This window comes from Psychrobacter sp. Sarcosine-3u-12, assembly GCF_002836005.1.
Classification (GTDB): Bacteria; Pseudomonadota; Gammaproteobacteria; order Pseudomonadales; family Moraxellaceae; genus Psychrobacter; species Psychrobacter okhotskensis.
In genome coordinates this window covers 90,941-115,138 of record NZ_PJBY01000110.1, presented here as the reverse complement: position 1 = coordinate 115,138, position 24,198 = coordinate 90,941, and the positions used below count along the sequence as shown (strand labels likewise).

At 42.8% G+C, this 24,198-nt stretch carries 22 protein-coding genes and 1 pseudogene; 18 read left to right on the top strand and 5 right to left on the bottom strand.

Annotated elements, in window-relative coordinates; all coding sequences use genetic code 11:
• Window positions 1–16 precede the first annotated feature (16 nt).
• The 5 genes from CXF65_RS14020 (at window position 17) to CXF65_RS14000 (ending at window position 4,298) form a co-directional block, all read left to right on the top strand.
• On the top strand, window positions 17–1,291 hold the full coding sequence (locus CXF65_RS14020; protein ID WP_101212669.1) for a saccharopine dehydrogenase family protein: 1,275 nt from the start codon (window positions 17–19) through the stop codon (window positions 1,289–1,291).
• Between the two features lie 421 nt (window positions 1,292–1,712).
• The gene (locus tag CXF65_RS14015; protein WP_101212667.1) at window positions 1,713–2,138 is read left to right on the top strand and encodes a hypothetical protein; all 426 of its coding nucleotides are present in this window, start codon (window positions 1,713–1,715) and stop codon (window positions 2,136–2,138) included.
• 475 nt (window positions 2,139–2,613) lie between these two features.
• Window positions 2,614–3,075 (top strand): methyltransferase family protein, encoded by a 462-nt coding sequence (locus tag CXF65_RS14010; RefSeq protein ID WP_101212665.1) that lies wholly within the window; start codon window positions 2,614–2,616, stop codon window positions 3,073–3,075.
• Window positions 3,076–3,146: 71 nt separating this feature from the next.
• A complete protein-coding gene (locus CXF65_RS14005) occupies window positions 3,147–3,959 on the top strand; it encodes a PhzF family phenazine biosynthesis protein (RefSeq protein ID WP_101212873.1) in 813 nt (270 codons plus the stop codon).
• A 6-nt stretch (window positions 3,960–3,965) separates the two neighbouring features.
• Window positions 3,966–4,298, top strand: coding sequence for a YnfA family protein (locus CXF65_RS14000; RefSeq protein WP_101212663.1), 333 nt, complete (start codon window positions 3,966–3,968; stop codon window positions 4,296–4,298).
• 314 nt (window positions 4,299–4,612) lie between these two features.
• Here the strand turns inward: CXF65_RS14000 and CXF65_RS15230 are convergent, their stop codons facing one another.
• A complete protein-coding gene (locus CXF65_RS15230; protein WP_264673009.1) occupies window positions 4,613–4,735 on the bottom strand; it encodes a hypothetical protein in 123 nt (40 codons plus the stop codon).
• Window positions 4,736–5,112: 377 nt separating this feature from the next.
• Between CXF65_RS15230 and CXF65_RS13990 the strand changes: the two genes are divergently transcribed.
• From CXF65_RS13990 to radA, 11 genes are all read left to right on the top strand, one after another.
• Window positions 5,113–5,736 (top strand): 6-pyruvoyl trahydropterin synthase family protein, encoded by a 624-nt coding sequence (locus CXF65_RS13990; RefSeq protein ID WP_025651248.1) that lies wholly within the window; start codon window positions 5,113–5,115, stop codon window positions 5,734–5,736.
• On the top strand, window positions 5,729–6,253 hold the full coding sequence (tsaE, locus tag CXF65_RS13985) for a tRNA (adenosine(37)-N6)-threonylcarbamoyltransferase complex ATPase subunit type 1 TsaE (protein WP_101212661.1): 525 nt from the start codon (window positions 5,729–5,731) through the stop codon (window positions 6,251–6,253). Before CXF65_RS13990 ends, tsaE begins: the two co-directional genes overlap by 8 nt.
• A 51-nt stretch (window positions 6,254–6,304) precedes the next feature.
• Window positions 6,305–8,113 (top strand): DNA mismatch repair endonuclease MutL, encoded by a 1,809-nt coding sequence (gene mutL, locus CXF65_RS13980; RefSeq protein WP_101212660.1) that lies wholly within the window; start codon window positions 6,305–6,307, stop codon window positions 8,111–8,113.
• 44 nt (window positions 8,114–8,157) lie between these two features.
• Complete coding sequence (miaA, locus tag CXF65_RS13975; protein WP_101212659.1) at window positions 8,158–9,348, top strand: tRNA (adenosine(37)-N6)-dimethylallyltransferase MiaA; 1,191 nt, start codon at window positions 8,158–8,160, stop codon at window positions 9,346–9,348.
• A gap of 434 nt (window positions 9,349–9,782) precedes the next feature.
• Window positions 9,783–10,310, top strand: coding sequence for an RNA chaperone Hfq (gene hfq / locus CXF65_RS13970; protein ID WP_101212658.1), 528 nt, complete (start codon window positions 9,783–9,785; stop codon window positions 10,308–10,310).
• Between the two features lie 242 nt (window positions 10,311–10,552).
• Window positions 10,553–11,545, top strand: a complete 993-nt coding sequence (locus tag CXF65_RS13965; protein WP_025651243.1) for a KpsF/GutQ family sugar-phosphate isomerase — start codon at window positions 10,553–10,555, stop codon at window positions 11,543–11,545.
• Window positions 11,546–11,616: 71 nt separating this feature from the next.
• Complete coding sequence (locus CXF65_RS13960) at window positions 11,617–12,183, top strand: KdsC family phosphatase (RefSeq protein WP_101212657.1); 567 nt, start codon at window positions 11,617–11,619, stop codon at window positions 12,181–12,183.
• Window positions 12,180–12,767 carry an LPS export ABC transporter periplasmic protein LptC gene (gene lptC, locus CXF65_RS13955; RefSeq protein WP_025651241.1) on the top strand — a complete coding sequence of 196 codons (588 nt, stop codon included), beginning with the start codon at window positions 12,180–12,182 and terminating at the stop codon, window positions 12,765–12,767. The genes CXF65_RS13960 and lptC overlap by 4 nt, the downstream gene beginning before the upstream one ends.
• A 308-nt stretch (window positions 12,768–13,075) precedes the next feature.
• Entirely contained in the window at window positions 13,076–13,561 is a 486-nt protein-coding gene (lptA, locus tag CXF65_RS13950) for a lipopolysaccharide transport periplasmic protein LptA (protein WP_173239370.1), read from the top strand.
• A gap of 56 nt (window positions 13,562–13,617) precedes the next feature.
• Complete coding sequence (lptB, locus tag CXF65_RS13945; protein WP_025651239.1) at window positions 13,618–14,397, top strand: LPS export ABC transporter ATP-binding protein; 780 nt, start codon at window positions 13,618–13,620, stop codon at window positions 14,395–14,397.
• A gap of 224 nt (window positions 14,398–14,621) precedes the next feature.
• Window positions 14,622–16,058, top strand: a complete 1,437-nt coding sequence (gene radA, locus CXF65_RS13940; protein WP_025651238.1) for a DNA repair protein RadA — start codon at window positions 14,622–14,624, stop codon at window positions 16,056–16,058.
• A gap of 126 nt (window positions 16,059–16,184) precedes the next feature.
• Here radA and CXF65_RS15285 read toward each other — a convergent pair.
• Together CXF65_RS15285 and rodA are read right to left on the bottom strand one after the other, a co-directional pair.
• Window positions 16,185–16,526: pseudogene (locus CXF65_RS15285) on the bottom strand (septal ring lytic transglycosylase RlpA family protein); the annotation flags it as partial.
• A gap of 1,264 nt (window positions 16,527–17,790) precedes the next feature.
• Window positions 17,791–18,933, bottom strand: coding sequence for a rod shape-determining protein RodA (gene rodA, locus CXF65_RS13930; protein WP_025651236.1), 1,143 nt, complete (start codon window positions 18,931–18,933; stop codon window positions 17,791–17,793).
• Between the two features lie 262 nt (window positions 18,934–19,195).
• Here rodA and CXF65_RS13925 point away from each other — a divergent pair, with 262 nt between their 5' ends.
• Entirely contained in the window at window positions 19,196–20,170 is a 975-nt protein-coding gene (locus CXF65_RS13925; protein WP_101212655.1) for a D-Ala-D-Ala carboxypeptidase family metallohydrolase, read from the top strand.
• A 135-nt stretch (window positions 20,171–20,305) separates the two neighbouring features.
• A complete protein-coding gene (locus tag CXF65_RS13920) occupies window positions 20,306–20,854 on the top strand; it encodes a hypothetical protein (RefSeq protein WP_101212654.1) in 549 nt (182 codons plus the stop codon).
• A gap of 189 nt (window positions 20,855–21,043) precedes the next feature.
• Here CXF65_RS13920 and CXF65_RS13915 read toward each other — a convergent pair whose 3' ends face one another.
• On the bottom strand, window positions 21,044–22,609 hold the full coding sequence (locus CXF65_RS13915) for a M16 family metallopeptidase (protein WP_101212653.1): 1,566 nt from the start codon (window positions 22,607–22,609) through the stop codon (window positions 21,044–21,046).
• A gap of 68 nt (window positions 22,610–22,677) precedes the next feature.
• The gene (locus tag CXF65_RS13910; RefSeq protein WP_101212652.1) at window positions 22,678–24,192 is read right to left on the bottom strand and encodes a M16 family metallopeptidase; all 1,515 of its coding nucleotides are present in this window, start codon (window positions 24,190–24,192) and stop codon (window positions 22,678–22,680) included.
• Window positions 24,193–24,198 lie beyond the last annotated feature (6 nt).

The following is a 24,198-nucleotide window of genomic DNA, read 5'->3' as shown; positions in this document are numbered from 1 at the left end:
AAGGAGGATTGTTGCATTGAATACCAACCAACAAGCTAAGCCCAATAAAAAAGACGTACTCATCATCGGCGCCGGCGGTGTCGCTCAAGTGGTCGCGCATAAATGTGCGATGCATAATGATGTGCTCGGCGAGATTCATATTGCCTCACGTACCAAGACTAAATGTGATGCCATCGCGCAAAGTGTCAAAGACAAAGAGAGCTTTAAACAAGCTGCTATCTTGCACACGCACCAAGTTGATGCCATGGATAGCCAAGCATTGGCACAGCTTATCCAAGATACTGGTATACAAATTGTTATCAATGTCGGTTCGGCATTTGTCAATATGACTGTATTAGAAGCTTGTATCGAGACAGGTGTTGCCTATATTGATACCGCCATTCATGAAGATCCGCGCAAGATTTGCGAGACACCGCCATGGTATAACAACTATGAATGGCAACGTAAACAGCGCTGTGCAGACAATAATGTCACGGCGATTTTGGGTGCAGGCTTTGATCCCGGTATGGTCAATGCCTATGCGCGTCTTGGTTACGACATGATGGATGCAGGCTCGGTCACTGATATTGATATTATTGATATCAATGCGGGCAGCCACGGTAAATACTTCGCCACCAACTTCGACCCTGAGATTAATTTCCGCGAATTCACCGGAACGGTCTACTCTTGGCAGGACAGCAAGTGGCAATCTAATAAAATGTTTGAAGTAAAGCGTACTGACGATTTACCCGTTGTTGGTGTGCAAAACAGCTATTTAAGCGGTCACGATGAAGTTCATTCATTGTCTGCTAACTTAGATGTGCCCAACATTCGCTTTTGGATGGGCTTTGGTGAGCATTATATTAATGTTTTCACCGTGCTACAGAACTTAGGTCTATTGTCTGAGCAGCCAGTGATGACTGCGGAAGGGCAAGAGGTTATTCCGCTAAAAGTGGTCAAAGCCGTGCTACCAGATCCAAGCTCGCTTGCACCAAACTATACGGGCAAGACTTGCATCGGTGACAAAGTTAAAGGTAAGATTAATGGCGTTGATAGCGAAATCTTTATCTATAACGTCTCCGATCATAAAGACGCTTATAATGAAGTCGGCAGCCAAGGTATCTCTTATACCGCAGGCGTACCACCTGTCGCGGCTGCGATGTTAGTCGCGACTGGCGAGTGGGATGCTGGCAAGATGGTCAACGTTGAAGAGCTAGATGCCAAGCCATTTATCAATCTGCTCAATAAAATTGGCTTGCCAACGCGTATCAAAGATAGCGAAGGTGACAGAGCATTAGAGTTTGATGTTTAAATAACGAGTTTGATTTAGAAAAGCCTATCTTTTATAGATAGGCTTTTTTATGTCGGGATTTTTTCATTAATTTTATGAGAAAGGGGGAGAGCTCATTGTGTCATCCGCTATTATCTGCCATTAAAGAGTATGACTCACCTAGAAATGTCAGTCATATTATAAATATAAGTCACTGAACTGCCTGCTTCAATAGTTCAATCAAATTTTATCAAAAAGACAGTCGAAGCTTAATTTTTTAATCAAATTAAGCTTACTAAATATTGCTTAAATGTATGTTTTAGCTTATTCTTGTAACAAATGTGTTAGTCAACATTCATCCATTAAAGCATTCTCTATTTTTATGAATTCTAATATACTGTTTTTAGAAAAAATAAAAAGTGCTATCCAATTTAACTATTAACGAGTATAGGGGAATTTTATAATGAACTGTCTAAAATGTGGTTCTGATAATTGTCAGCGACTTGAAGTGGTATACGAATCTGGAACTCAACAGATTAATACCACCAGTCGCACAGTTGGTGGTGGTGTTGCTAGGGCAGGTGTAGGTGGAGGAGCTGCTCACACTACCACAAGTGGCACATCACGATCTACACTTGCAAATAAAGCTGCCCCGCCTGTAAAACAAGGTATCGGTGTTTTTATCATTATGATTGTTGTAGGCGTTTTTATGCTAGCTGGTGGGTGGTTTTTAAAGCTTTTAGGTATCGCTGTAATAGGGTTTGCCATTTATCTTATGAAGAAGGCATTGAGTTATAATAAAGTTGAATTTCCAGAAAAGTATGATTATTGGATGAATCAGTGGATGTGTCATAAGTGTGGTGATATTTATCATAAAGCATTTGATTGAATTTGATATAATTTTATTTCTCTGAAAGATGCTTATATTTTAATATAACAGTTTTAACTCAATTAGTATTATTTTAATAAACCTCTTGCATAAGTCGTCACTAGCCTTTGAATCACTTTTCAGTAAAATAGTGCTTTTGCAAGAGCTCTAATATTGCATAGTTATTTGAGTTAACAGATAACATCCATTTCAAGCCTATTCAATCAAGCAAAAACTTAATCCGTCACACATTACTAAAATAAATTAGATACTATGCGCCAGTTATTGCTAACAAAGAGGTAGATAGCTGCCCCGTATTTGTCATCTAGCGCTATCTCCCTATTGCCAAACTAGCCTAGATAAATAATGTTAAGGCTTGCCGATATAAAATATCTATCATTATAATGCTACAGATTTTCAATAGTGTCTTAGTAGTCAGCGGACACAATGAATAAAGATAAAAGCATGAATTCAACAAAAACTTGTGGGTGGTCTTATGAAATCCTTAGCACTAAAAGTACCACCACCAGCACAAGTCATCATTACGGCAGCTGCCATGGTTGGCGTGTCTAAAGCTGCTCCTGCTTTGAAGTTCTCCTTCAGCGGCTCAACTACGCTAGCCATTGGTTTGGGTGTTATAGGGTTGAGTAGTGGCATTATGGGCGTGATTCAATTTAGAAAAGCTCAGACCACCGCCAATCCACAAGCCCTTGAGCAGGTCTCTAGCTTAGTGACTGATGGTATATATCGATATAGCCGTAACCCTATGTATGTAGGTTTGGTGTTTGTCTTATTAGGCTGGGCACTATATTTGTCTCACTATCTAGCGTTTGTATTATTACCCATTTTTATACTTTATATGACACGTTTTCAGATCCAGCCAGAAGAGCAGATGATGAAGCAAAAATTTGGTAAGAAGTATCAGGTTTATATATCAAGAGTCAGACGCTGGATATAAAAGGAGCTAATGAGCCTTAATGTAAGTAAGTATTGGCCAAAAAAAATTTCAATAAAAAATATGAGAATGCTATGCAACTAGAAATTAATGTCGTTGATGCTTTTACGGATACTATTTTTAAAGGCAATTCAGCGGCGGTTATCATTACAGATAGCTGGCTTGCTGATGAGTTAATGCAATCGATTGCCTTTGAAAATAATTTATCTGAAACGGCTTTTATTGTGGCTGATGACAAAGACATTTATCATATCCGCTGGTTTTCACCATTGACTGAGATTGCTTTTTGCGGACATGCGACTTTGGCTTCTGCTTTTGTGTTATTTAATAAAAACCCTAATTTAGCGTTTATTAAATTTTCAGCCAAAGCGGTTGGTATATTAACCGTCGTGCAAACAGATGATGGCAAAATACAAATGGACTTTCCTAATGCTAAGCCCGAGAAAGTTGATAATATTCCCGATAGCTTGCTAGCAGGATTATCTATTGCACCAGCTGAAGTTTATAAAAATACCCAAGCTTATTTTGTGATTTATAATACTGAAGCCGACGTATTAACAGTAGCGCGCGATAACGAACAGCTAAAACAGCTCGCACCCTTAGATGTGGTGGTTACTTGTCAGGCTAAGTCTGCTGAATATAAAGAATACGATTTTATTTCTCGTTATTTTTGGCCAGCCAATGGTGGCGATGAAGACCCAGTCACAGGTTCGGCTCATACGGGACTTGCGCCACTGTGGGCAGAGCATTTGGGTAAAAATGAATTGATTGCTTATCAAGCATCAACTCGAAGCGGGGTTTTAGACTGTGTCGTCGCAGGCGATAGAGTGCTTATTTCTGGCAATGCCGTGCAGTATATGACAGGCTTTATCACGGTTGAGGAGTAGCGGGTTTTGACAGAATTAAAGACAGTAGCGCTGTTCGCTTTGACAGCATTAGCTGAGATTGTCGGTTGTTATCTGCCTTATCTATGGCTGCGGGAAGGTAAGTCAATTTGGCTGCTTGTTCCCAGCGTGCTTAGTTTGGCCGCTTTTGTTTGGTTGCTGACATTACATCCAACGGCTGTGGGTAGAGTCTACGCAGCTTATGGTGGGGTATATGTGGTGATGGCGATTTTATGGTTGTGGACGGTGAATGGTATTCGACCAACCACGTGGGATATAGTGGGTTCGGCGGTCGCGCTGTTAGGGATGGCGATTATTATGTTTGCACCGCGCAGTACTTAGGGCGTATCTTCAATTCACTCGATTGTATCTAAATGGTCTAAAAATGGCTAAATTTTGCCGAACACCGTCAAACAGCTGACTAATATCCCGATATTATTTGCGCTATTTTCTCGTTTGACGGCGATTTATCTCATTTTTATGACTATTTTTAAAATGAGGATACACCCTAGTATCAAAGCATCATCTAATATAAGAAATGCCAATCAAATATAAGAAATGCCAATCAAATATAAGAAATGCCAATCAAACCTTGAGGTTCGATTGGCATAGCTTTAATTAATAGGGTTTCAATTAGCACAGTGGTGCATTGAATATTAATGTTTACCTAAAATACTACCACTGTCTTCTTTCTTTGATTGTTTAGCCGCTTTTTTCTCTTTTGCCGTTAACAGTGGCTTCTTTTTTACATTCTTCTTACTATCTTGACCTTTACTCATGATTTTTTCCTTTTTAGGTAGCTTATACCATCCTCTAAGCCAAATTAGCTGACTAGTAGGCGATATTGCTACAATGGCCGCAAACGCTGCGTACTGGATTGAGTATAGGCTGAAGGGTAGGTAATAGATAGCCTCTGCACAATTCACCTACGATTCGATCCAACCCTGCCTTTGTCGATGCTATGCCTTAAATTCGTATTTTATAAATAGACGTTGTAGGCAATAGATTTATTTAGCCAATGTTGCTATTAATAAGTGCTTACTTACGGATACATGCCAATTTGCTATAATAAGCGACAAGCCAATGATTCGCTGTGGCAAACCTTTAGTTATTAATATTTAGCACGATAGTGCTTACTGTTTTGGTCAAAATTATTATGCGTATCCGTAAACTTTTTAAATTTGAAAATGCTCATATCGTGCGTAACTGTAGCTCTGAGCGTTGCAAGCATTCTATCCATGGTCATAGCTATCAGATTGAGCTGATTCTAGAAGCCAAGCGCTTAGATCACGGGCAAATGGTCTATGATTTTGGCTTATTAAAGTCTTCGATTAAAGACATCATCGACAGCTTTGATCATGCCATTTGCTTTTGGAATAAGGACGATCCTGAGTATATTGAGGCTTGTAAAAAGTTCAGCGCACGCTGGATAAGTTTGCCAGTCTCGCCGTCCGCAGAGCAGTTCTCGCGCGTGATATTCTTTTGGGCGCAAGAAATTCTAAAACAAACCCAAATGCAAAACGGTGAGTCTGATGTCAGCGTTTACTCGGTGATTGCCCATGAGACGGCAACCGGTTACGCACAGTGCTTTGCTGATGATGTGGCAAACGCGCAAATGGGCGAGCTTAATTTAGAAGAATTTGAGTTCAGCGACCAAGTGAGTGCTGAATGGCATGACACCGAGTTGTATACCAAGCTGATTCGCGGTGAGCGCTTTATCAATCCATCCGTGACTATGCAGGTACATACGCAAGTACAGACAGGTAAGCCTGATGCTTAATAGTACAATGGAAGACAAAAACGTAAAAATGTTGACGCTGTATTCTGAAGCCGATACTCAGCGTTTGGCGGCACAATTGGCGGCATTACCACTATCCGGTAGTGTCTGGCTAGCGGGTGATTTGGGCGCAGGTAAAACCACGCTGACGCGTTATTGGTTGCAAGCGCTCGGACATTCGGGTGCCGTTAAAAGCCCGACTTACACCTTAGTGGAACCTTATAGCATCGAGCAAAATGACGACTCAATTAAGCCTGTTTATCATGCTGATTTATATCGTCTGCAAGACCCAGAAGAGCTGTCTTTTATCGGTTTCGATGAGTATCTCGATGAACCAAATGCGCTGGTCATTATCGAATGGGCCAGCCGTGCGGACAGCTACTTACCACCGCCGACTATGTTTATCGATATGACGCAAGCCAACAGCGCTGATATAGATAAAGAGGCTCGTCAAGTTGAGCTGCGACTATCGAAGGCGGGCCAAGCACAAGGCTTAGATTTATCCTCTCTTAAAATTTAGGTTAGACCCCGTTAATGCTGCTGAGACTATAGAAAAGTATGACATCCATTAATGCCAGATAATCTCTCCAATAGCCGCATCAAAAAATTATCGCCGTTGCTCATCAATCAATTAGCAGCAGGTGAGGTGGTCACGCGTCCAGCCGCAGTGGTCAAAGAACTGCTTGAAAATGCGATTGACGCTAGTGCGAGTAATATTGAAATTCATATTACCCAAGGCGGCATGGGAATGATTGAAGTGATGGACAATGGCACGGGCATTCATCCCGATGATATGGTCATGGCCATTACCCGTCATGCGACCAGTAAAGTTGCGGATGTCGCTAACTTACATGGTATTACAACGTTAGGCTTTCGCGGGGAAGCCTTGGCAGCGACGGCAGCAGTTTCTCGTTTGACCTTGACCAGTAGTCATGATGACAGTGGCATCGGTCGTCAGTTGCAAGTTGCTGGTGTATTGGACGATGTGCCAAAGCTCATACCCGTTGTGCATCATCGTGGTACGACCATTACCGTAAAAGATTTATACTTTAACGTGCCAGCCCGTCGCGGTAATTTAAAGTCTATCGCGACCGAGTTTGGTCATATTGAGACAATAGTCCGTGAAGTCGCACTGGCGCGAGCAGATGTGGCATTGACGCTGTTTCATGATAATAAAAAGCGGCTGTCTCTTTCTTCAAGGTCTGTCGATAACAACAATCATAGTAATATAAATCGTCTGCCATTATCGCGTCTTGAACAAGCGACTGGGTCATCACTAATGGATAATGCGTTAGAAATAGCGATAGATCTCAGCAGCTTGGTGCAGTCACCTGCAGAGTATGCTGGCAATAGCTTTGGCGCTCAAGCAAGCATTAATGGTTGGTTGTGGCCTATCGCTCATTCGCAGGATACTTTACCAAAGCTAATCTATGTGAATGGCAGGCTAGTAAAAGAAGCCTTGGTTAGCAATCAATTGCGCCAACTTGCCCAAAGTACTCAGCTGGCAGGTATTGGCTACGCGCTTTATTTTGATTTGCCAACCGAGTGGCTCAATATCAATGTACATCCATCCAAACAGCGCATCAAAATCAGTCCGCTCAACAATATCATGGCGCATCTAAGTCATGATATTCGGACAAAGCTTAAAACGATTATTAGCAAAAAGACCATTGATTCTGCTAATGATGATAGTCAAGTATTAGATAATCGTCTACCTATATATAACGCCTTTGCTGCTGAAAGGGAACAGACATCATCTACCATTCGTTTAACCAAAAGCCAGCAAGTACAAGCACCCAGACAGCCATATCAGTTGTCAGTAAGTAAAGCTTTTTCGCAAAATTTAGAAGAGCGTCTTTCAGGAAAATTCTATAGTGATGACTCTTCAGCGAAGAGTATTAAATTATTAAGTCCAGTTTCAACCAATAACGCTAATATTCTAAGTAGCTCGTTACTAACAAGCGAGTCTTTACCAGTTTGCTTAGACATCATTACGAGCTTAAATAACCTAGCAATCGAATCTTCTTATGCTAAAGACATCGATAATAAATCACTGCCTTGGTTATTATTTTACTATCACGGGCAATGTTTACTCATCAGTGCAGCAGATTGGCAGTCGATGTTAAGCTCATTATTTGAGTCACAAGTGCTTAGCAATAATTTTTCCAAAGAAGGGGAAATATTAGAGGGCAAGTCGATAGATAGTGCAGCATATATTAATCAGCAACTGGCTACCGTGAGCGCGCAAATGTCAGCGCAAGATTTGATAGTATTCTTAGCTGATATCGACTCGTTACTTATTAATAACGCACTCAAAACGATAGACAGTCAGCAGTTAGTCGCGTTAATGCTCTCGTCTGTGAATAAAAAAAATAACTAAATTCTCTTTCTGTTACCCAAAACATTATTAGTAAAGGCAACTTTATGCAACATTCGTCTGATAGCTCGTCTTATCGCCTAAATCCCAATTTGGCAGATAATAGCGTGGTGTGTTTGATGGCACCAACCGCGAGCGGCAAGACAGCACTGGCTTATGAGCTGTATGATACAGGGCGTTATGAGCTCATTTCAGTAGATTCAGCGCTGATATACCGCGACATGAATATCGGTACAGCCAAGCCTACGACGGAGGAGCTGGCGCGTTATCCGCACCATTTAGTTGATATTATTGACCCGACGCAGAGCTATAGCGTTGCAGAATTCGTTAATGATGTTGCTCGTCTGATTGATCGCTGTCATGAAAACGGCAAAATACCCTTGCTCATTGGCGGTACCATGATGTATTACATGGCGCTATTAGATGGGCTATCTCCAGTACCAGATAGCGATGATAGCGTCCGTGCGCGGGTGGAGCAATGGCGACAAGATGAAAGTATAAGTGTGCTATATGACTATCTAGGTGAAGTTGATGCGGTGAGCCACCAGCGCCTCAATGCCACTGATACTCAGCGTATTACCCGCGCTATTGAAGTGTATTTGCAAACAGATATCCCAATTAGTGACTGGCAGCGAAAGCCCAAACAAGCATTGGCCCATAATCCCAATCAGAACTGGCATGTATTGGCAGTGATGCCTGATCGTCCATGGTTACATGAGCGTATCGAGCAGCGTTTAGACATCATGTGGAAAGAGGGTCTGGTAGCTGAAGTAATCAGGCTGCTTGAGCAGTATCCACTAACACCGAATTTGCCGTCGATGCGCTGCGTTGGCTATCGGCAAGTCTTAGAATATCTCGTGCATACTAATCATCCAATATTTGAACAGCCGCATTTAGACAAGGCGTTGTTTTACGAGGCTTTTGGCGAATTAGACAGTTCACTAAGTAATAAATTACAACAAGATAAAGCGTCTCAGCCTCTTCTTGAATCAAGTTTGGCCGATAGCCAAACCGAGGTGCTTGCTTGTCAGCAAATGCAAAATAAGGCATTATATGCGACAAGACAGCTAGCAAAGCGCCAGTACACTTGGCTTCGCAAAGTAATGCAACTGCCCAGTACTGCGACACCAGTAGCAATAAGTCCCAACTCTGCTGATGATGCAAATGACTCTATGAACCATACGTTAGAGATTAAAGCATTCACAACAATGGCAGAGGCAAGAAACTATCTGCTTTAGCCATTCTTAAAGGCGTTATTTGCTTTAAAGTCTGTCTTGATTTTGCTCCATCTTATTAGAAAAACAACATAGCAGCAACGCTTCATAAACACACTAGAAAGTAATGACAATTAGTTTCAAAATACAACGTTAATAGCTGTTATAATTTAAATTCAGTAAAGTGGTGTATTTTGCGCGATCGCCATTGCTTTATTAACTATTATTAATTGACGTTTGTTGATAAAAACAGTTTATGAAACAAGTAGTTACTTAATTATCTACAATAATAATGTATTCACGATAAAGTGGAATCGCTTAAGAAGGACCAGTGTTTATTTAGATACGTTTTATAAATAAAACTTATTATTGTATCTACTCTTAGCCATTATAATTGAATCAACACTTAAAATAATTGGCGCTTAAAACATAATTATATAATATTTAGGAGAGATTTCATGTCAAAAGGACAAACTTTACAAGATCCGTTCTTGAACTCGCTGCGCAAAGATCGCATTCCTGTCTCTATTTTTTTAGTTAATGGTATCAAATTGCAAGGTCAGATTGAGTCGTTTGACCAGTATGTCGTGTTGCTCAAAAATACCGTGAGCCAGATGGTTTATAAGCATGCCATCTCGACGGTTGTACCAGCGCGTAACCCGCGTAGTAGCACAGCGACAGGCACTACCGCTCAGCCTCAGAGTGCCGCGCCAACCAGTTATCAAGGTAGTGGTTTTGAACGTGGTAGTAATCCTGCTAGCGGCAGTGGTTTTGAAGAGCGCGGTTTTGCTGCTAATCGTAGTGGCTTCAACCGTGGTGGCTTTAGCCAAGGTCAAGATCGCGGCTTTGAGCGTGGTAGTTTAGGACAAGGTCAAGATCGCGGTTTTGAACGTGGTGGTTTTGGTCAAGACCGTGGGTTTGAGACGCCAGCAGACAGTGCGAGCTTCGAAAGTAAGCCAAATAACGAGTCTGATGATAACAACTAAGTTGATAATAAATAACCGATCATAGACAGGAAGTATTTTGCCTATAGATGCGTTATCTCGACTTGATATACTTAATCAAAACCTGCTGCTATAGTGGGTTTTTTTTGTATAAATAGACGTATAATAACTACTAAACATTGATATCGATTTGACGTTGCTATTGGGTTTTGCGGGGCATTATTAATATTGCTCAGAGTATAGTAAAATATCTTATCGATTCATTATAAACATAGAGCTGATGCATGAGTAATAGCCAAAGCAATCTGACCCATGAGCAATATATTAGTACCGCTATCGAAGCCATCAATACCGAGATATCGGCGTTAGCACTACTGACAGAGCAGATAGACGATAGATTTGCACAGGCTTGCGATATTATCTTGGCCTGTAAAGGTCGGGTAGTGGTGACTGGTATGGGTAAGTCAGGATTGATTGGGCGCAAAATCGCTGCGACCTTTGCCTCTACTGGTACACCCGCTTTTTTTATGCATCCTGGTGAAGCGGGGCATGGAGACCTAGGTATGCTGGTGAAAGGCGATGTGTTGCTGGCCATCTCAAACTCTGGCGAGTCAGACGAAATTAAAATGCTGCTGCCTGTGGTTAAGCATTTAAATATTCCACTGATTAGTATCAGCCGTGATAAGCGTGGCATGTTACCGCGCGCAGCTGACATTGTATTGACCTTGGGTAAATCGCAGGAGGCCTGTCCGCTAAATCTTGCGCCCACTTCTAGCACCACCGCTACATTGGCGCTAGGCGATGCCTTGGCAGTGGCTTTAGTGCATGCGCGCAATTTTACGTCAGAGGATTTTGCTTTATCGCATCCAGCAGGGGCGTTAGGTCGTCAACTGCTCACGCGCGTCGAAGATTTGATGCATACTAAGTCAGAAGATTTGCCACTTATCAATCAACAAGCCCCATTGCAAGAGGCGCTTTTTACCATGTCTGCTGGGCGTTTAGGTATGACAGTGGTCATTGATGATAATGACAGAGTTGTCGGCGTATTTACAGACGGTGACTTACGCCGTGGCTTAGAAAAAGGCATTGATCTACAAACCCCGATGCGCGATGTGATGGTACACGACCCACGTCGCATCAGTAAAAGCATGCGCGCATCAGACGCTTTGAGTGTCATGAACGAAAACGGCATTAGCCAGCTATTGATTATCGATGACGAAGATCGCTTGGAAGCGATTATTACGGTTCATGATTTACTGCAAGCAGGCGTTAAGTAAGCATTATCAACGCTACATAAATAATAACTAAAAAGTCTTTGAGAAAAATATATTTAAGAAAGAGATAACTTATGCAAGACTTAATAAAAAAAGCGGGACAAGTGAAGCTATTGGTATTGGATGTTGATGGCATTTTGTCGAATGGACAAATTATCTATGATGCTAACGGTATTGAGACCAAGGCGTTTTCGGTACACGATGGTGTTGGCATTAAGTCGTTAGCACGTTATGGCATTTTGACTGCTATTATCACGGGTCGTAGCAGCGCCATGGTGGATAAGCGCGCTGTCGAGATGGGCGTGCATTACGTGGTACAAGGTCGTGATGACAAGCTTATTGCCTTAAATGAGTTGATATCTACCCTTGACCCTGCCCTCAATATTACAGCTGCTGATTGCGCTTATATGGGTGACGACTTGCCCGATATTAAGGCGATGCAAACTGTGGGATTTGCGGCAACGGTGCCCAATGCTCATGCCGAGGTCATTAAGCGTAGCGACATGGTTACCACCCGCGCAGGCGGTACGGGGGCAGTTCGTGAAATATGTGATCTTATCTTAAAAGGTCACGGTCATTATCAAGACTTTATCGCGCACTATACGCTTGATGAGGTACAAACTCAGGATAACTTGTCGTGAATACTCGTGTTTTAATAGTTTTAGCGTTGATTATTGCTGGTATTGCTGGCTGGTTTTTTCAGCAGCAAGGAGATATATCACCGCCAGTCAGTATGGAAGCGACGGATGTTGATTATGAAGCGACCGACATCAAGGCGGTGCAAACCAATGAGCAAGGCGAAACGGAATATGAGCTTACTGCTGAATCGTTGACACACAATCCGGTGACTAATGAGGATGAGATGTCCGGTATTACGATGAATTGGGAGCCCTCAGATGAGCAGCGCTATCGTATCGAAGCGGGTAGTGCTGCTATTAGCCAACAGACTGGAGAGCTGAGTTTGTCTGGTGGCTTTACCTTAGTTAGTGAAGATAAAGCTGATGGCGCATCAGATATTGAACCCATCAAAGTGACGGGTAATACTTTAAAAGGCAATACCAAGTCAGGTCAAGTTTATAGTGATGAAGCGGTCAAGATTGAACAAGGGATGAATCGATTTGAAGCATCGAGTATGAAAGCCAATCTTGAGACTGGAGAATATGAGTTCGGTCAGGTCGCTGTGAATTTTTCTCCTGCTGACCGTCAAGACAAAGCCTTGTTTTAATCACCGTTGCCTTTTACAGTAAATGATTACGTCAAAAAGCATTAAAACAATATAGTTGGTTCAGAATAATTGAGAGACAGGACAGATGAGCGAAAGTGCTATCTATAGTACGCCGAGTGACTCTAATAACCTGAGACCGTGTCCGATTAATATAGAATTGACTATCGTTAGCATAAAGTTTGCAAATCCTACTACTACTACTAATAATAAAACGAGTAATATTTATGAAATCTAAATTTTTGCCTACTTTGCGCTTATTATCGACCCGCTCGATTCAAGTCTCTCCTCGTCTGCGCACGCTATCGGTCATGATGTTGCTAGCGTTACCACTATACAGTCATGCGCTGCCATCAGACGCCAACCAACAGATCAAGCTGTTGGCAGATAAAGCCACGTATAGTGAACGTACCGGCGTCACGAGTTATTCTGGTGGTGTGGTTATTACTCAAGGTACGTTTAAGATGACCGCAGATAATATTACGGTCAACTTATCACAGGGTCGTAGTATCAACTCTGCAGTAGCGACCGGTCGTCCAGCCACTATGCAACAAGTAGTTACCCAAGAAAAAGGTGTGGCGAAAGGTCAGGCCAATAAAATTGATTATAATGCCATCACTGGTATTATCACGTTGACTGGCAATGCAAAGCTTGTACAAAATGGTGCCAGTTTCGCAGGTAATGTCATTCGTTATAGCTTAAAGGCGGGTGATGTAGAAGCGACTGCTGGCGGCAATCAGCGCGTGGAGTTGGTTTTCCCGCCCAGCAACAGTAATAGCCAGAGCGGTGTACGCTAAGTTGTACAAACCAGTCTGTAGCAGCGCTTAAATTTCGATAACACTATGAGTAAGTTATGAGTGATAACCAAAATCTTGACCCTTTAGCCCCAACCATCAACGCTGAGCCTGTCGCGCGCTTGTGTATGAAGAACTTAGGTAAGCGCTATGGCAAACGTTGGGTCGTCAAAGATGTCTCGTTTTCTGTTGATCAAGGTCAAGTGGTTGGATTATTAGGCCCTAATGGTGCCGGTAAAACCACCAGTTTTTATATGGTCGTCGGACTGGTTAACATGGATAAAGGCAGCGTCAGCTTAGGCAACATGGATTTATCCAAATATGCCATGCATGAGCGTGCTCGTGCTGGTATTGGCTATTTGCCGCAAGAAGCCTCTATCTTCCGCAAACTGTCTATTGAAGACAATATCTTAGCTATTTTACAAACGCGTACAGAATTGACGGCCAATGAGCAGCGCCAAGAGCTTGAAAAACTAATCGGTGAATTCAATCTAGGACATGTACGCAAATCTTTGGGAATGAGTGTATCGGGCGGTGAGCGTCGCCGTTGCGAGATTGCCCGTGCCCTAGCAGCTGATCCGAAGTTTATCTTGCTCGATGAGCCTTTTGCGGGCGTTGATCCTATCTCTGTTGGTGATATTAAAGATGTGATATTAACGCTAAAAAATCGTGGTATTGGCGTACTAATCACGGATCATAATGTCCGCGACACGCTCGCTATTTGTGAAAAAGCTTATATCGTCTCAGAAGGTGCCATTATTGCTGAAGGTACAGCTTGCGATGTTTTAGATAATGAATTGGTGAAATCTGTGTACCTAGGTAAAGATTTTCAGGTATAAATCAGTAAGTTAACCACTATTCACGTTCGTTTCTGTTTTTATAAGTTGGCATAAAGTCTCAGCTATCTTTTGTGTCAACGACCATAATTCATACCCTATTCGTTATTATCCCTGCTACACAGCCTGTCATCTTAACGGCTTCTTCATACAATTATTCTCATATAAACACTTAAAAAAGTATTCTGATATTTTATTATTGATCGTCTGTATAAGGCTCATACATTATGGCAAAAAATAAAAGCAGTTATGTCTGTCAGCATTGCGGGGCGCATTTTGGCAAATGGGCAGGGCAGTGTACGGATTGCGGGGAATGGAACAGCTTGGTTGAAGCGCCAAACGTCAGTATGCCGCATCATAATAAGAATACTGCTAAGCCTAATGCTAGTCGAGCGGTGTCTCGTAGTACAGGTGCACCCGCTGGCAACTATGCAGGCACTCATAGTGCGGTCATGCCGCTTAATGCTGTCAGCGTCGGCCTAGATACGCGCTTGCCCACTGGCATTAGCGAGTTTGATCGTGTGCTTGGCGGTGGATTGGTTGCTGGATCTGTCGTATTAATAGGCGGCGACCCCGGTATTGGTAAGTCGACTATCTTATTGCAAACAGCGACCAATATGGCTCGTGCTGATTCGCTGGCAGGTAGTGCGCTTTATGTGACCGGCGAGGAGTCACTGGCTCAGGTTGCTATGCGTGCCAAACGTTTGGATCTGCCTGCTGACAGACTTCGGGTATTGGCCGAGACCAACGTCGAGACTATTTGTGCGGCTTTAACTCAAGAGCAGCCAGCCATTGCTATTATTGACTCTATTCAGACTATTTATACAGATGCCATCAATTCTGCACCGGGCGGCGTCAGTCAAATTCGAGAATCTGCGGCTATTTTGACACGGTATGCCAAGCAGACGGGCACTGCGCTATTTTTAGTGGGGCATGTGACCAAAGAAGGTACGCTCGCAGGGCCACGCGTGCTTGAGCATATGGTTGATACGGTATTGTATTTTGAGGGACAGTCGGACTCCCGCTTTCGGATGATTCGCGCCGTCAAAAATCGTTTTGGTGCGGTTAACGAGCTCGGTATTTTTGGTATGACCGATATGGGACTGAAAGAAGTCGCCAATCCGTCAGCGATATTTTTGAGCCGTTATGATAAGCCCGTGGCTGGATCGGTCGTTATGGTCAGTCGTGAGGGTACGAGACCGCTATTGGTCGAGGTACAGGCGTTGGTTGATGATTCGCAAGGTCAACCTAGACGTATGGCGCTGGGGCTAGATTTTCAACGCTTATCCATGCTGCTGGCCGTCATGCATCGTCACGGCGGTATTCATACCAGTGGACAAGACGTGTATGTCAACGTGGTTGGCGGCGTCAAGGTCATAGAGACAGGGTCTGATTTGGCTGTATTATTGGCTTGTGCTTCAAGTATCAAAGAAAAGCCCTTGCCTTCATCCTTAGCCGTGTTCGGTGAAGTAGGCTTGTCTGGAGAGATACGCCCTGTACCTAACGGTCAAGAACGATTGAAAGAAGCGATGAAGCATGGTTTCAAGCACGCTATTATTCCTAAAGCTAACGCACCTGCGAAGGATTCTCCTCAATTTAAAGGCATTAATGTGATTGCCGTTGAACGTCTCGACGATGCTATCGAAAGTGCGTTTGAGTTGTAAGCGATAGGCTTATAGCTTTATATTAAAAAAGATAAATGTCAGACATAAAAAAGCGCCTAACTCATTGTGGTTAGGCGCTTTTTTCGTTTTAGCTATAACTTTAGTTATAAAAATGTAGGTTTAGAACTAGGGTCCTGAAACACGTTCAATCGAGACGTTACCAACCCCTTTGCTAGTGATACCTAGTTGCTTAGCAGCACCATAAGACAAATCCATTACTCGGTTACCGTGGAATGGACCGCGATCATTGACTTTTACCACGACGCTTTTGCCATTGGTCTTATTGGTGACTTTGACATAGCAATTTAATGGTAGTGAACGATGAGCCGCTGTCAGGGCATTCATATCAAAAGTATCACCACTGGCCGTTTTGCGACCATGAAATTTACGGCCGTACCAAGATGCCAAACCGGTTTGCTTAAATTTGCTCACTGAGTTAGACGCGACTGCTGTTAAACGCTCTAGCACGTCTTCGTCATTGCTTACTTGAGCGGTATCGCTCGCTAATAGTGAGCTGCTAAGTGCTAATGAGGTAGGCTGACGGGCAGACTTAACCAAGCTTGAAGCACCGTCATGTTGACGACTAAGCTCACCGAGGACACGGTCGATATGGGAGGCGTTATCTTGCGAAATCATTGCAAGGGTGGTTTTTGCTTCTACCGCATTGGCATTAGATGCGACTGCAGAGCCAGCAAATAGACATACTGACATTGTAAGTAAACCAGATAAACGCTTATTCATAAATACCTCTATAACTTATACATTAAAACCTAACTCTAAAAATCTTAGATCGAGTGTGACAGACTTAGACCAATCTAATCGTGTCGCAAGCTCTAAAGCCTATATATCAATCGGTTATTCTAATCACGATTGATGCAAAAGATGGCTTTTATAGGGTCTAACATATGATAATTTTCATTTTGTTATCATAAATGCGTTGCAGTAGTAAATGACTGAAACGTTTACGATGTGCTCAAATGATAGTTAACAACATTAATTAAGTACCGACTCTCATAGTTAAATAACTAAAGTTTCAATGGTCAGTACCGACATTTATCATATCCGATAAACAAACTTCCATGTATTGCTAAATTAATAAACGTTTTAAAGTGTATTACGTATTACTTTGTTATTAAAGCGTTAACTAAGTAGTCGATTTGAAAGTCTGAAATCTCGGATTTGCTAACTATACGGATGAGCTATAACTAAAATATAATTAAATGCTAAGTTTGTTAGTAGCTCTGTACGGGTTATGTAGCAAAACACAATAAAACGAGGTTAACGCAATTATTTGTAAAAAACAAGGATTAAAACCTATCAGTGTAGAGTAACAATAGGGGGAGTTTTAGAGGAAAAAAGCTGTAGTATAAATATATTTTTTCTAACTATATCAGTAGTTTAAGGTAGGATGTGGCTATGATAAATGATGGGTAATATCAAAGAATATGTAGCATTAATTACAAATAAAACGAATTATTAGCTCCTAAAAACTGCTTAAATTCTATCTTAATATTCTAATTTTTGGATATTAAGGCTGCTATTTTTTAATTAATAAGTCGCTATAGTTTGCGTTTTTGATACTTTCAAGAGTCACGTATGGCGTGTTTATACAGACATTCCAAGTCCAAAGTTTCATGTAGGCTTTAAAAAAAGACGCCATAAAATAGCGCCTTTTTAGCTGTTACCGACATAGTATTTTTTCATTATCTCATATTAAGATTAAAGCCATGCTCTAGTTAGATTTATGGGTATGAATGGACATTAATAACCCAAAGCCTGCCATCAAAGTGACGATTGCCGTGCCGCCATAGCTAACGAAAGGTAGAGGAACGCCAACAACAGGTAAAATACCGCCAACCATACCGACGTTGACGAACACATAGACAAAAAACGACATGGCGACCGCGCCTGCCAATAGTCTGCTATAAACATCGGGATGGGTAAAAGCAATATATAAGGCGCGTGTGAGTAGACAGGCATACACGAACATCAATAACATAACGCCCAACAGACCGAATTCTTCAGAAAACGCGGCAATAATAAAGTCAGTATGGCCTTCTGGTAAGAAATGTAGATGCGACTGTGTGCCTTCCAAATAGCCTTTACCCGTCAGCCCCCCTGCGCCAATGGCGGTTTTGGACTGAATAATATTCCAGCCAGCACCTTGCACATCCGCTTCCGGGTTGAGCAATGTCAATACTCGGGTTCGCTGATAGTCATGTAACAAAAAATTCCAAGCGATGGCGATAAGCGGTATCGCTAAGATGGCCGCTCCTGAAATCATTCGCCATGACAGACCTGCTAAAAAAAGCACAAAAATGCCGCTGGCCGCGACCAGCAGCGAAGTACCCAAATCAGGTTCTTTGGCAATCAATAGCACCGGAACGATAATCAACGCTAATGTAATGGCGATACTTGAGGCTGAAGGAGGTAGATCGCGCTTAGACAAAAACCAAGCGCACATCATCGGCATGCCAAGTTTCATAAATTCTGAAGGCTGCACGCTGCCAAATCCTGGCAGGTTAATCCAGCGCTGTGCACCCATGCGCACCTCGCCAATAATATCTACCAATACTAATAGTACGAGTCCTAGAACGTAAAAAACAGGCGTAAAGCTACGATAAATGCTGGGCGGTATCTGAGCCATGGTAAACATGACGGCAAACGCTACCCCGTAGCTAATCATCTGGCGTATGACCATGCTCCCATCTTGGGTCGAAGCACTATATAAAATCGTTAAACCAATACAACAAACCGTCAATAAAAGCAGAGTCAACCATGGGTCAATATGAATACGTTGCCATAGCGTCGGTGCATGACCCTGACCTAAATGGTGGCTCTGACGGGAAAAACGGTATTGCGGATTAGAAGACATAGGCAAAATGTGGCTGGCAATTGGCGTAAAAGAGAAGTCTGATTTGACACAAACAAATGATTAATCAATAAATATAAGGTATTCATTCTAATAGATGCTAACCAATAAAGTAACACATTAGTAATAAAGTCACGTAACTATGAAGATTATAAGGATAAGTGTTAATTACGAATAGGTCGCTAAGAATTAGATGCGATAGTTTAGCCTGCTTGCTAAAAATTTGATAGTATCGGTAAAACGTTTTTAGCGGGTGTTTCTTGCAATGATCAATAAAAAAAACCATGTCTATGGGCAGATTCACAAGCCTATTATTGCCTTATTGGTTTGTGCCAGTAGTATCAGCGTTCATGCGGCTATCGTGAGCGACAGCAGTGAGCGCCGCATTCAAGTCCGTCATGGCAATAGTAGCGATAATAGTAGCAGTAATCCCTATATCAAGCCTTCTACTAATGCGACATATAACTCTGGTGTTACTATGTTAAGTGGAGCAAGGCTAAGTGGCGCAAATGTGGTGACTGGCGATAGCATGCAGGGCTTGATTCAGCAAAAACAACGCGATTTCAATTTTGATGCCAGTGTATCCATTGAAGAGAACAAACGCGTCAACATCAATAGACACGCGCCTAGCTACAGTACCACCTATCCCTCTACTTACAGTACCAGTAATAATACTTATAATAATTTTACCAGTATAGATTTTAACGGCTGGCTAAACAGCAATAGCTACCGAGCGAGCCAAGTTGCCGACTATCAACGCTATTTAAATGCGCGAGTGGGTGCTCGTAATGTACCGCCCTTGTCTCAATTACTCACGACGGCACGCAGTTGGGATAAATGTGGCTATGAGCCTTATCAGCTGCCGCCGCAAGAGTTATGGGCCAATGTCGTGCCCACATTGCGCCTGTATAGTGAGCTAAAAAACCAAGGTATTTTACCCGCTAGTACTGAGATACGCTCGGTATATCGCAGTCCTGGACTCAATGACTGTGCTGGCGGGGCAAGTAGCAGCAAACATATGACCGCAGGCGCTATAGATATTTGGGTGCCTGAGTACGAAGACAATTTATGGCTGCTCAGCACCATGCAAGATGGTTTATGTCAGTTCTGGCAATATCAAGGTCAGTCTCATAACTTTGGGTTGGGGTTGTATTCCACAGGCGCTATCCATTTGGATACTGATGGATACCGCAAATGGGGCTTTAATCATGCCAGCAGCAGCTCTTCCTGTCGCTATTGATAAAGCCGATATTATCGTAAAAACGAATATAATTATCCAGTTATACTCATACGTATATAAACCATTTTCTATTGCAACAAACGATGGTGTATTATGTCAAAAATAATACACCATCGTTTGCTGTAAGCGGGATTTATGAAAAAGCGGTACTCAGCAGTAGAAAGATTGAGTCAATCAGACAGACCTAAAAAAAGCACTTTGCGCTCAACCTCAATGTATACAGGGCTATGTTGCTCAGTGTTGCTGTCTCTTCTGTGTGTTAGTGCTTGCAGTCCAGACCCTGCTTCTGAAAATAGCTTGCCCAATGCAAATGCTTCGGATGCAGAAGATATCGAAGAAAATATCAGAAATTCTTATGCGCTTCTCGCCGCTAAACGTCCTGATATATGTCCAAAACTGCTGCAAAAAAACGTCGATGATGACACTATCGTCCGTACGGCTGAGGTCTTGATATCAGATTATTGTGACTATTATTTATACCCAGAAGCAGGTCAAAGCATCGATATTAATATTAATAGCGATCAAATCGAGACGTTATTAATTGTCCCAACCATGCATAACTTTGCCAATGGTCCTTATCAAGTTCAATCTTATGATAAACATGTGATTCGCTTAAATTATGTCGGGGCAACTCACAAACCCACGCGCTTAAGCTATGACGTAAACATCACCATCACTAGCTAACGTAACCTAAGCTGACGACTTTACATAATAGTTAGTACTTGTAACGTCATCCTTTATTTTTCTATTGTCTATTCTTCTTGTATTTCATATAGTTACTTTCAATAGTTACTGCCAATAGCTATCTTTAATAATTTGTCTAAAAGCACTTTTATAAGTGCTTTTTTTGATCTTCATTATTATTAATAATCACTATTTATCGGCCTTCCAAGGATCCTCTTGTCCAACAGTGACAATCAAAAAGTTATCAGGTTTGAGCGTATCGCGCATGGTTTCATTGACCTCTGGTAATCGTACTTGCTCAATACGGCTCACATAATTGGTCAGATAATTATTGGGCAATTGATAAAAATTCATCATTCCCAATAAGCTATTGATACCGGCGTTGCTGGCAAAGCCCATCGGAAAACTGTTCTTTAAATTGTCGGTCGTCAAGCGCATCTCAGTGCTAGTAATACCATTATCCAAAGTATCATTGATGACGTCTAAGCTGGCATCAATAGCAGCGCGCGCTTTATCATTGCGCGTCGAAAAACCAATCTGGTAAGGGCCGCGCGCTAGCATCGGACTCATTGAGCCTGAAATACCATAGGTATAGCCAAGGTTTTGTCTGATTTCAGTCATCAGCCGCGCATTAAAGTCACTTCCTGCCAGCACTTCGTTACCCACGGCAAAGTTAGTTTGCTTCTGCTGTGCGATAGCATCGGTGGCGCGTTTATCGCCCAGTTGTCCCATTAGTACGGTCGTTTGGGTGCTGGGAAAAGGAATGTGAATATGCTGCGCTTTTGTCAGTGGTTTGGGCTCAGGTAGCGTTGTCGCGGCTTGACCGACCGGCAAGTCAGCAGTGATATTGTCAGCAAGTTTTTTGGCTTGGCTTAAAGTCAGATTGCCTGTCATCGCGATAGAAGCATTTGCCGCAACCAAATAGCGATTTTTGAAGTCGATTAATTCTTTTCTTTCAATAGTCGGTACACTGTCGAGTGTGCCAACGGAAGGGTGGGCGTAAGGGTGGTCGCCATATAAAGCTTCATTAAAAGCAATACTCGCAAGGCTATTGGGGTCTTGTTTTTGCTGCTGCAAACCGACCAATAACCGCGCTTTGTTACGAGCTAGGATATCTGCATCAAACGCTGGCTCATTCAGCATTTGAGTCATCAAGTCGACGGCAGGCAGTAGATGTTTGTCATCGGATAAGCTGCGTAGCGAGACGATAAACATATCTTTATAGGCGCTACTGCTCAAATTCACTCCCAAGGTTTCAACAGCGCGGGTGAACTCATTTTCATCTAAGCTTTTAGAGCCTTGTTCCAACATCGTAGCGGTCATATTGGCAATGCCAAAACCGGCTTTGCGTATGCTGCCATCTCGGGCACTACCTGCATTAAAGCGTAAATCAATATCAACAATGGGCAGGGCGGTGGTGCGTACAAAAAGCACAGGAACGCCAGATTTGGTTTTGAACGGTTGAATGGTTGGCACTGTGACTTTTAATGGCTTGGCATCAGCGACACTTGTGAGTGTTGATAGTGCGGCTATTGGTGCATTTATATCAACGGCAGATGATGGCGTACGAAAGTCTTCGCTACCAGTGGTATCTGCCTGAGCGGTGGTCGTCAATATCGTCAAACCTAATAATATACTTAGGCTCAAGTAGGAACGCTGCTTAAACCCAGGTTCGAAATGAGGTTTAAATTCGCGCTTTACTAATGACATTAAAGGGCTTCTTTTTATATTCATGAGAAAAGTAGTCTGAGTCATGGCTTTCTTCTTATTAATAAGGTCTTTAGCATTGTCTTATCAGTGAAAATATTGACAGCACGTTGTTATTATTGATTTTTGCTTACCGTTTTTTGACTTATTTGCTTTGTAGATGCTTTTTCTTCGGAGGCTTGCTCTGTCGGCGGTATCACATGCATGACGGTCAAATTATCTTTGACCAAGTACTTTTTACTGGCCGCTTGAATATCAGAGATTTTGACACCATCGAGCTTGGCTGGTAATTCAGCAAGCAGCCTGTCATCGAGACCGATAGACTGTAGCGAGCCAATCATGCGCGCCTGACCCTCCATGCTATCTTGCGCATAGACCAATCCAGTGACCGTATTGGTTTTGGCGCGACTGATTTCGTCAGCAGCAATAGGATCGGTTTTGAGCTTTTCTATTTCAGAAATTATGGCTTGCTGCGCTTGTTCTAAGCTGACACCTTCACGCGGCGTCGCTTGAATTAAAAACAGTCCATCACCGCGATCGAGCAAGTCATAAGAGGTGCCAACTGTGGTGAGCAGGCCTTGTTCGCGTATCAGTCGGCTCTCTAAGCGAGCAGACAGACCACCATCCAATACGTCTTGTGCCAACGATAACGCGTAAGCTTGTTTTTCATTGGCTGTGCCGGCAGTGACGAGACTGGGCACGTTATAACCCATCAGCAAAACCGGTACTTGTACCACTTGTTCAGACTCAACTTGCTGATAACCCCGGAAGCCCTTTTGACTGACAGCAGGTCGTTTGGGCAGATTGCTTGGTTTTAGCTCACCGAAGTAGCGTTTGACTTGCGCCAACACTTCTGTTGGGTCAACATCGCCAACTATCACCAAGGTTGCATTGTTGGGTGCGTACCAAGTCTTGTACCACTCTTTTAGCTCTGGGAGCGTAATGGATTCAAGCTCACTCATAGGGCCAATGACAGATTCGCCTTTTGGGCTATCAGGTAGCGCCAACAATCGAAATGATTCATAAGCTTTGGCAAGTGGGTTGTCATCAGTACGTTGGCGTCGCTCCTCCATGACCACTTGGTGCTCTTTGGTAAATTCTTTGTCATCAAAGATTAAGTTTTTCATTCGATCGGCTTCAAGCTCTAGCGCCAGTGGCATACGGTTGGCTGGGAATAGCTCGTAATAACCCGTATAGTCATAACTGGTAAAGGCATTGTTAACGCCCCCAAATTTGGCGATTAGGCGTTCATAGTCGTCACTTGATACAGTAGAGGTACCTTTGAACATCATATGCTCTAGCAAATGCGAGATGCCGCCTTTATCAAGCGGCTCATCTGTCGAGCCTACTCGATACCAAATCTGGGTCATGGCGACGGGTGCGCGGTGGTCTTCTTTTACCACGATCTTTAGACCGTTTGCTAACTGATACTCATGCCGACCTGACATATCCATAAACAATGCTGACGATGGCTGGGATTCCTTGCTGTCTGGGCTTTGGACAAGCGCGTTTCCATCCGCTGACGAAGTAGTGCCAACGCTGTTAGTCTGACAAGCGGCAAGGGTAGTTGCTATCGCCAAAGCGCAGGCAAGGCGTAAGAAGCTAGCAGGTAAGGGTAAGGTCGAGGACATGGTAGG

What these genes read in the sequence shown, in the direction of transcription:
- CXF65_RS13915 (WP_101212653.1), bottom strand. Translation starts at nt 22,609, where the DNA reads ATGACTCAGACTACTTTTCTCATGAATATAAAAAGAAGCCCTTTAATG.
- CXF65_RS13960 (WP_101212657.1), top strand. Translation starts at nt 11,617, where the DNA reads ATGCAAGACTTAATAAAAAAAGCGGGACAAGTGAAGCTATTGGTATTG.
- CXF65_RS14015 (WP_101212667.1), top strand. Translation starts at nt 1,713, where the DNA reads ATGAACTGTCTAAAATGTGGTTCTGATAATTGTCAGCGACTTGAAGTG.
- hfq (WP_101212658.1), top strand. Translation starts at nt 9,783, where the DNA reads ATGTCAAAAGGACAAACTTTACAAGATCCGTTCTTGAACTCGCTGCGC.
- CXF65_RS13925 (WP_101212655.1), top strand. Translation starts at nt 19,196, where the DNA reads ATGATCAATAAAAAAAACCATGTCTATGGGCAGATTCACAAGCCTATT.
- CXF65_RS13910 (WP_101212652.1), bottom strand. Translation starts at nt 24,192, where the DNA reads ATGTCCTCGACCTTACCCTTACCTGCTAGCTTCTTACGCCTTGCCTGC.
- CXF65_RS13990 (WP_025651248.1), top strand. Translation starts at nt 5,113, where the DNA reads ATGCGTATCCGTAAACTTTTTAAATTTGAAAATGCTCATATCGTGCGT.
- CXF65_RS15230 (WP_264673009.1), bottom strand. Translation starts at nt 4,735, where the DNA reads ATGAGTAAAGGTCAAGATAGTAAGAAGAATGTAAAAAAGAAGCCACTG.
- mutL (WP_101212660.1), top strand. Translation starts at nt 6,305, where the DNA reads ATGCCAGATAATCTCTCCAATAGCCGCATCAAAAAATTATCGCCGTTG.
- lptB (WP_025651239.1), top strand. Translation starts at nt 13,618, where the DNA reads ATGAGTGATAACCAAAATCTTGACCCTTTAGCCCCAACCATCAACGCT.
- CXF65_RS14005 (WP_101212873.1), top strand. Translation starts at nt 3,147, where the DNA reads ATGCAACTAGAAATTAATGTCGTTGATGCTTTTACGGATACTATTTTT.
- lptA (WP_173239370.1), top strand. Translation starts at nt 13,076, where the DNA reads ATGATGTTGCTAGCGTTACCACTATACAGTCATGCGCTGCCATCAGAC.
- CXF65_RS13965 (WP_025651243.1), top strand. Translation starts at nt 10,553, where the DNA reads ATGAGTAATAGCCAAAGCAATCTGACCCATGAGCAATATATTAGTACC.
- CXF65_RS14010 (WP_101212665.1), top strand. Translation starts at nt 2,614, where the DNA reads ATGAAATCCTTAGCACTAAAAGTACCACCACCAGCACAAGTCATCATT.
- tsaE (WP_101212661.1), top strand. Translation starts at nt 5,729, where the DNA reads ATGCTTAATAGTACAATGGAAGACAAAAACGTAAAAATGTTGACGCTG.
- CXF65_RS13920 (WP_101212654.1), top strand. Translation starts at nt 20,306, where the DNA reads ATGAAAAAGCGGTACTCAGCAGTAGAAAGATTGAGTCAATCAGACAGA.
- rodA (WP_025651236.1), bottom strand. Translation starts at nt 18,933, where the DNA reads ATGTCTTCTAATCCGCAATACCGTTTTTCCCGTCAGAGCCACCATTTA.
- miaA (WP_101212659.1), top strand. Translation starts at nt 8,158, where the DNA reads ATGCAACATTCGTCTGATAGCTCGTCTTATCGCCTAAATCCCAATTTG.
- radA (WP_025651238.1), top strand. Translation starts at nt 14,622, where the DNA reads ATGGCAAAAAATAAAAGCAGTTATGTCTGTCAGCATTGCGGGGCGCAT.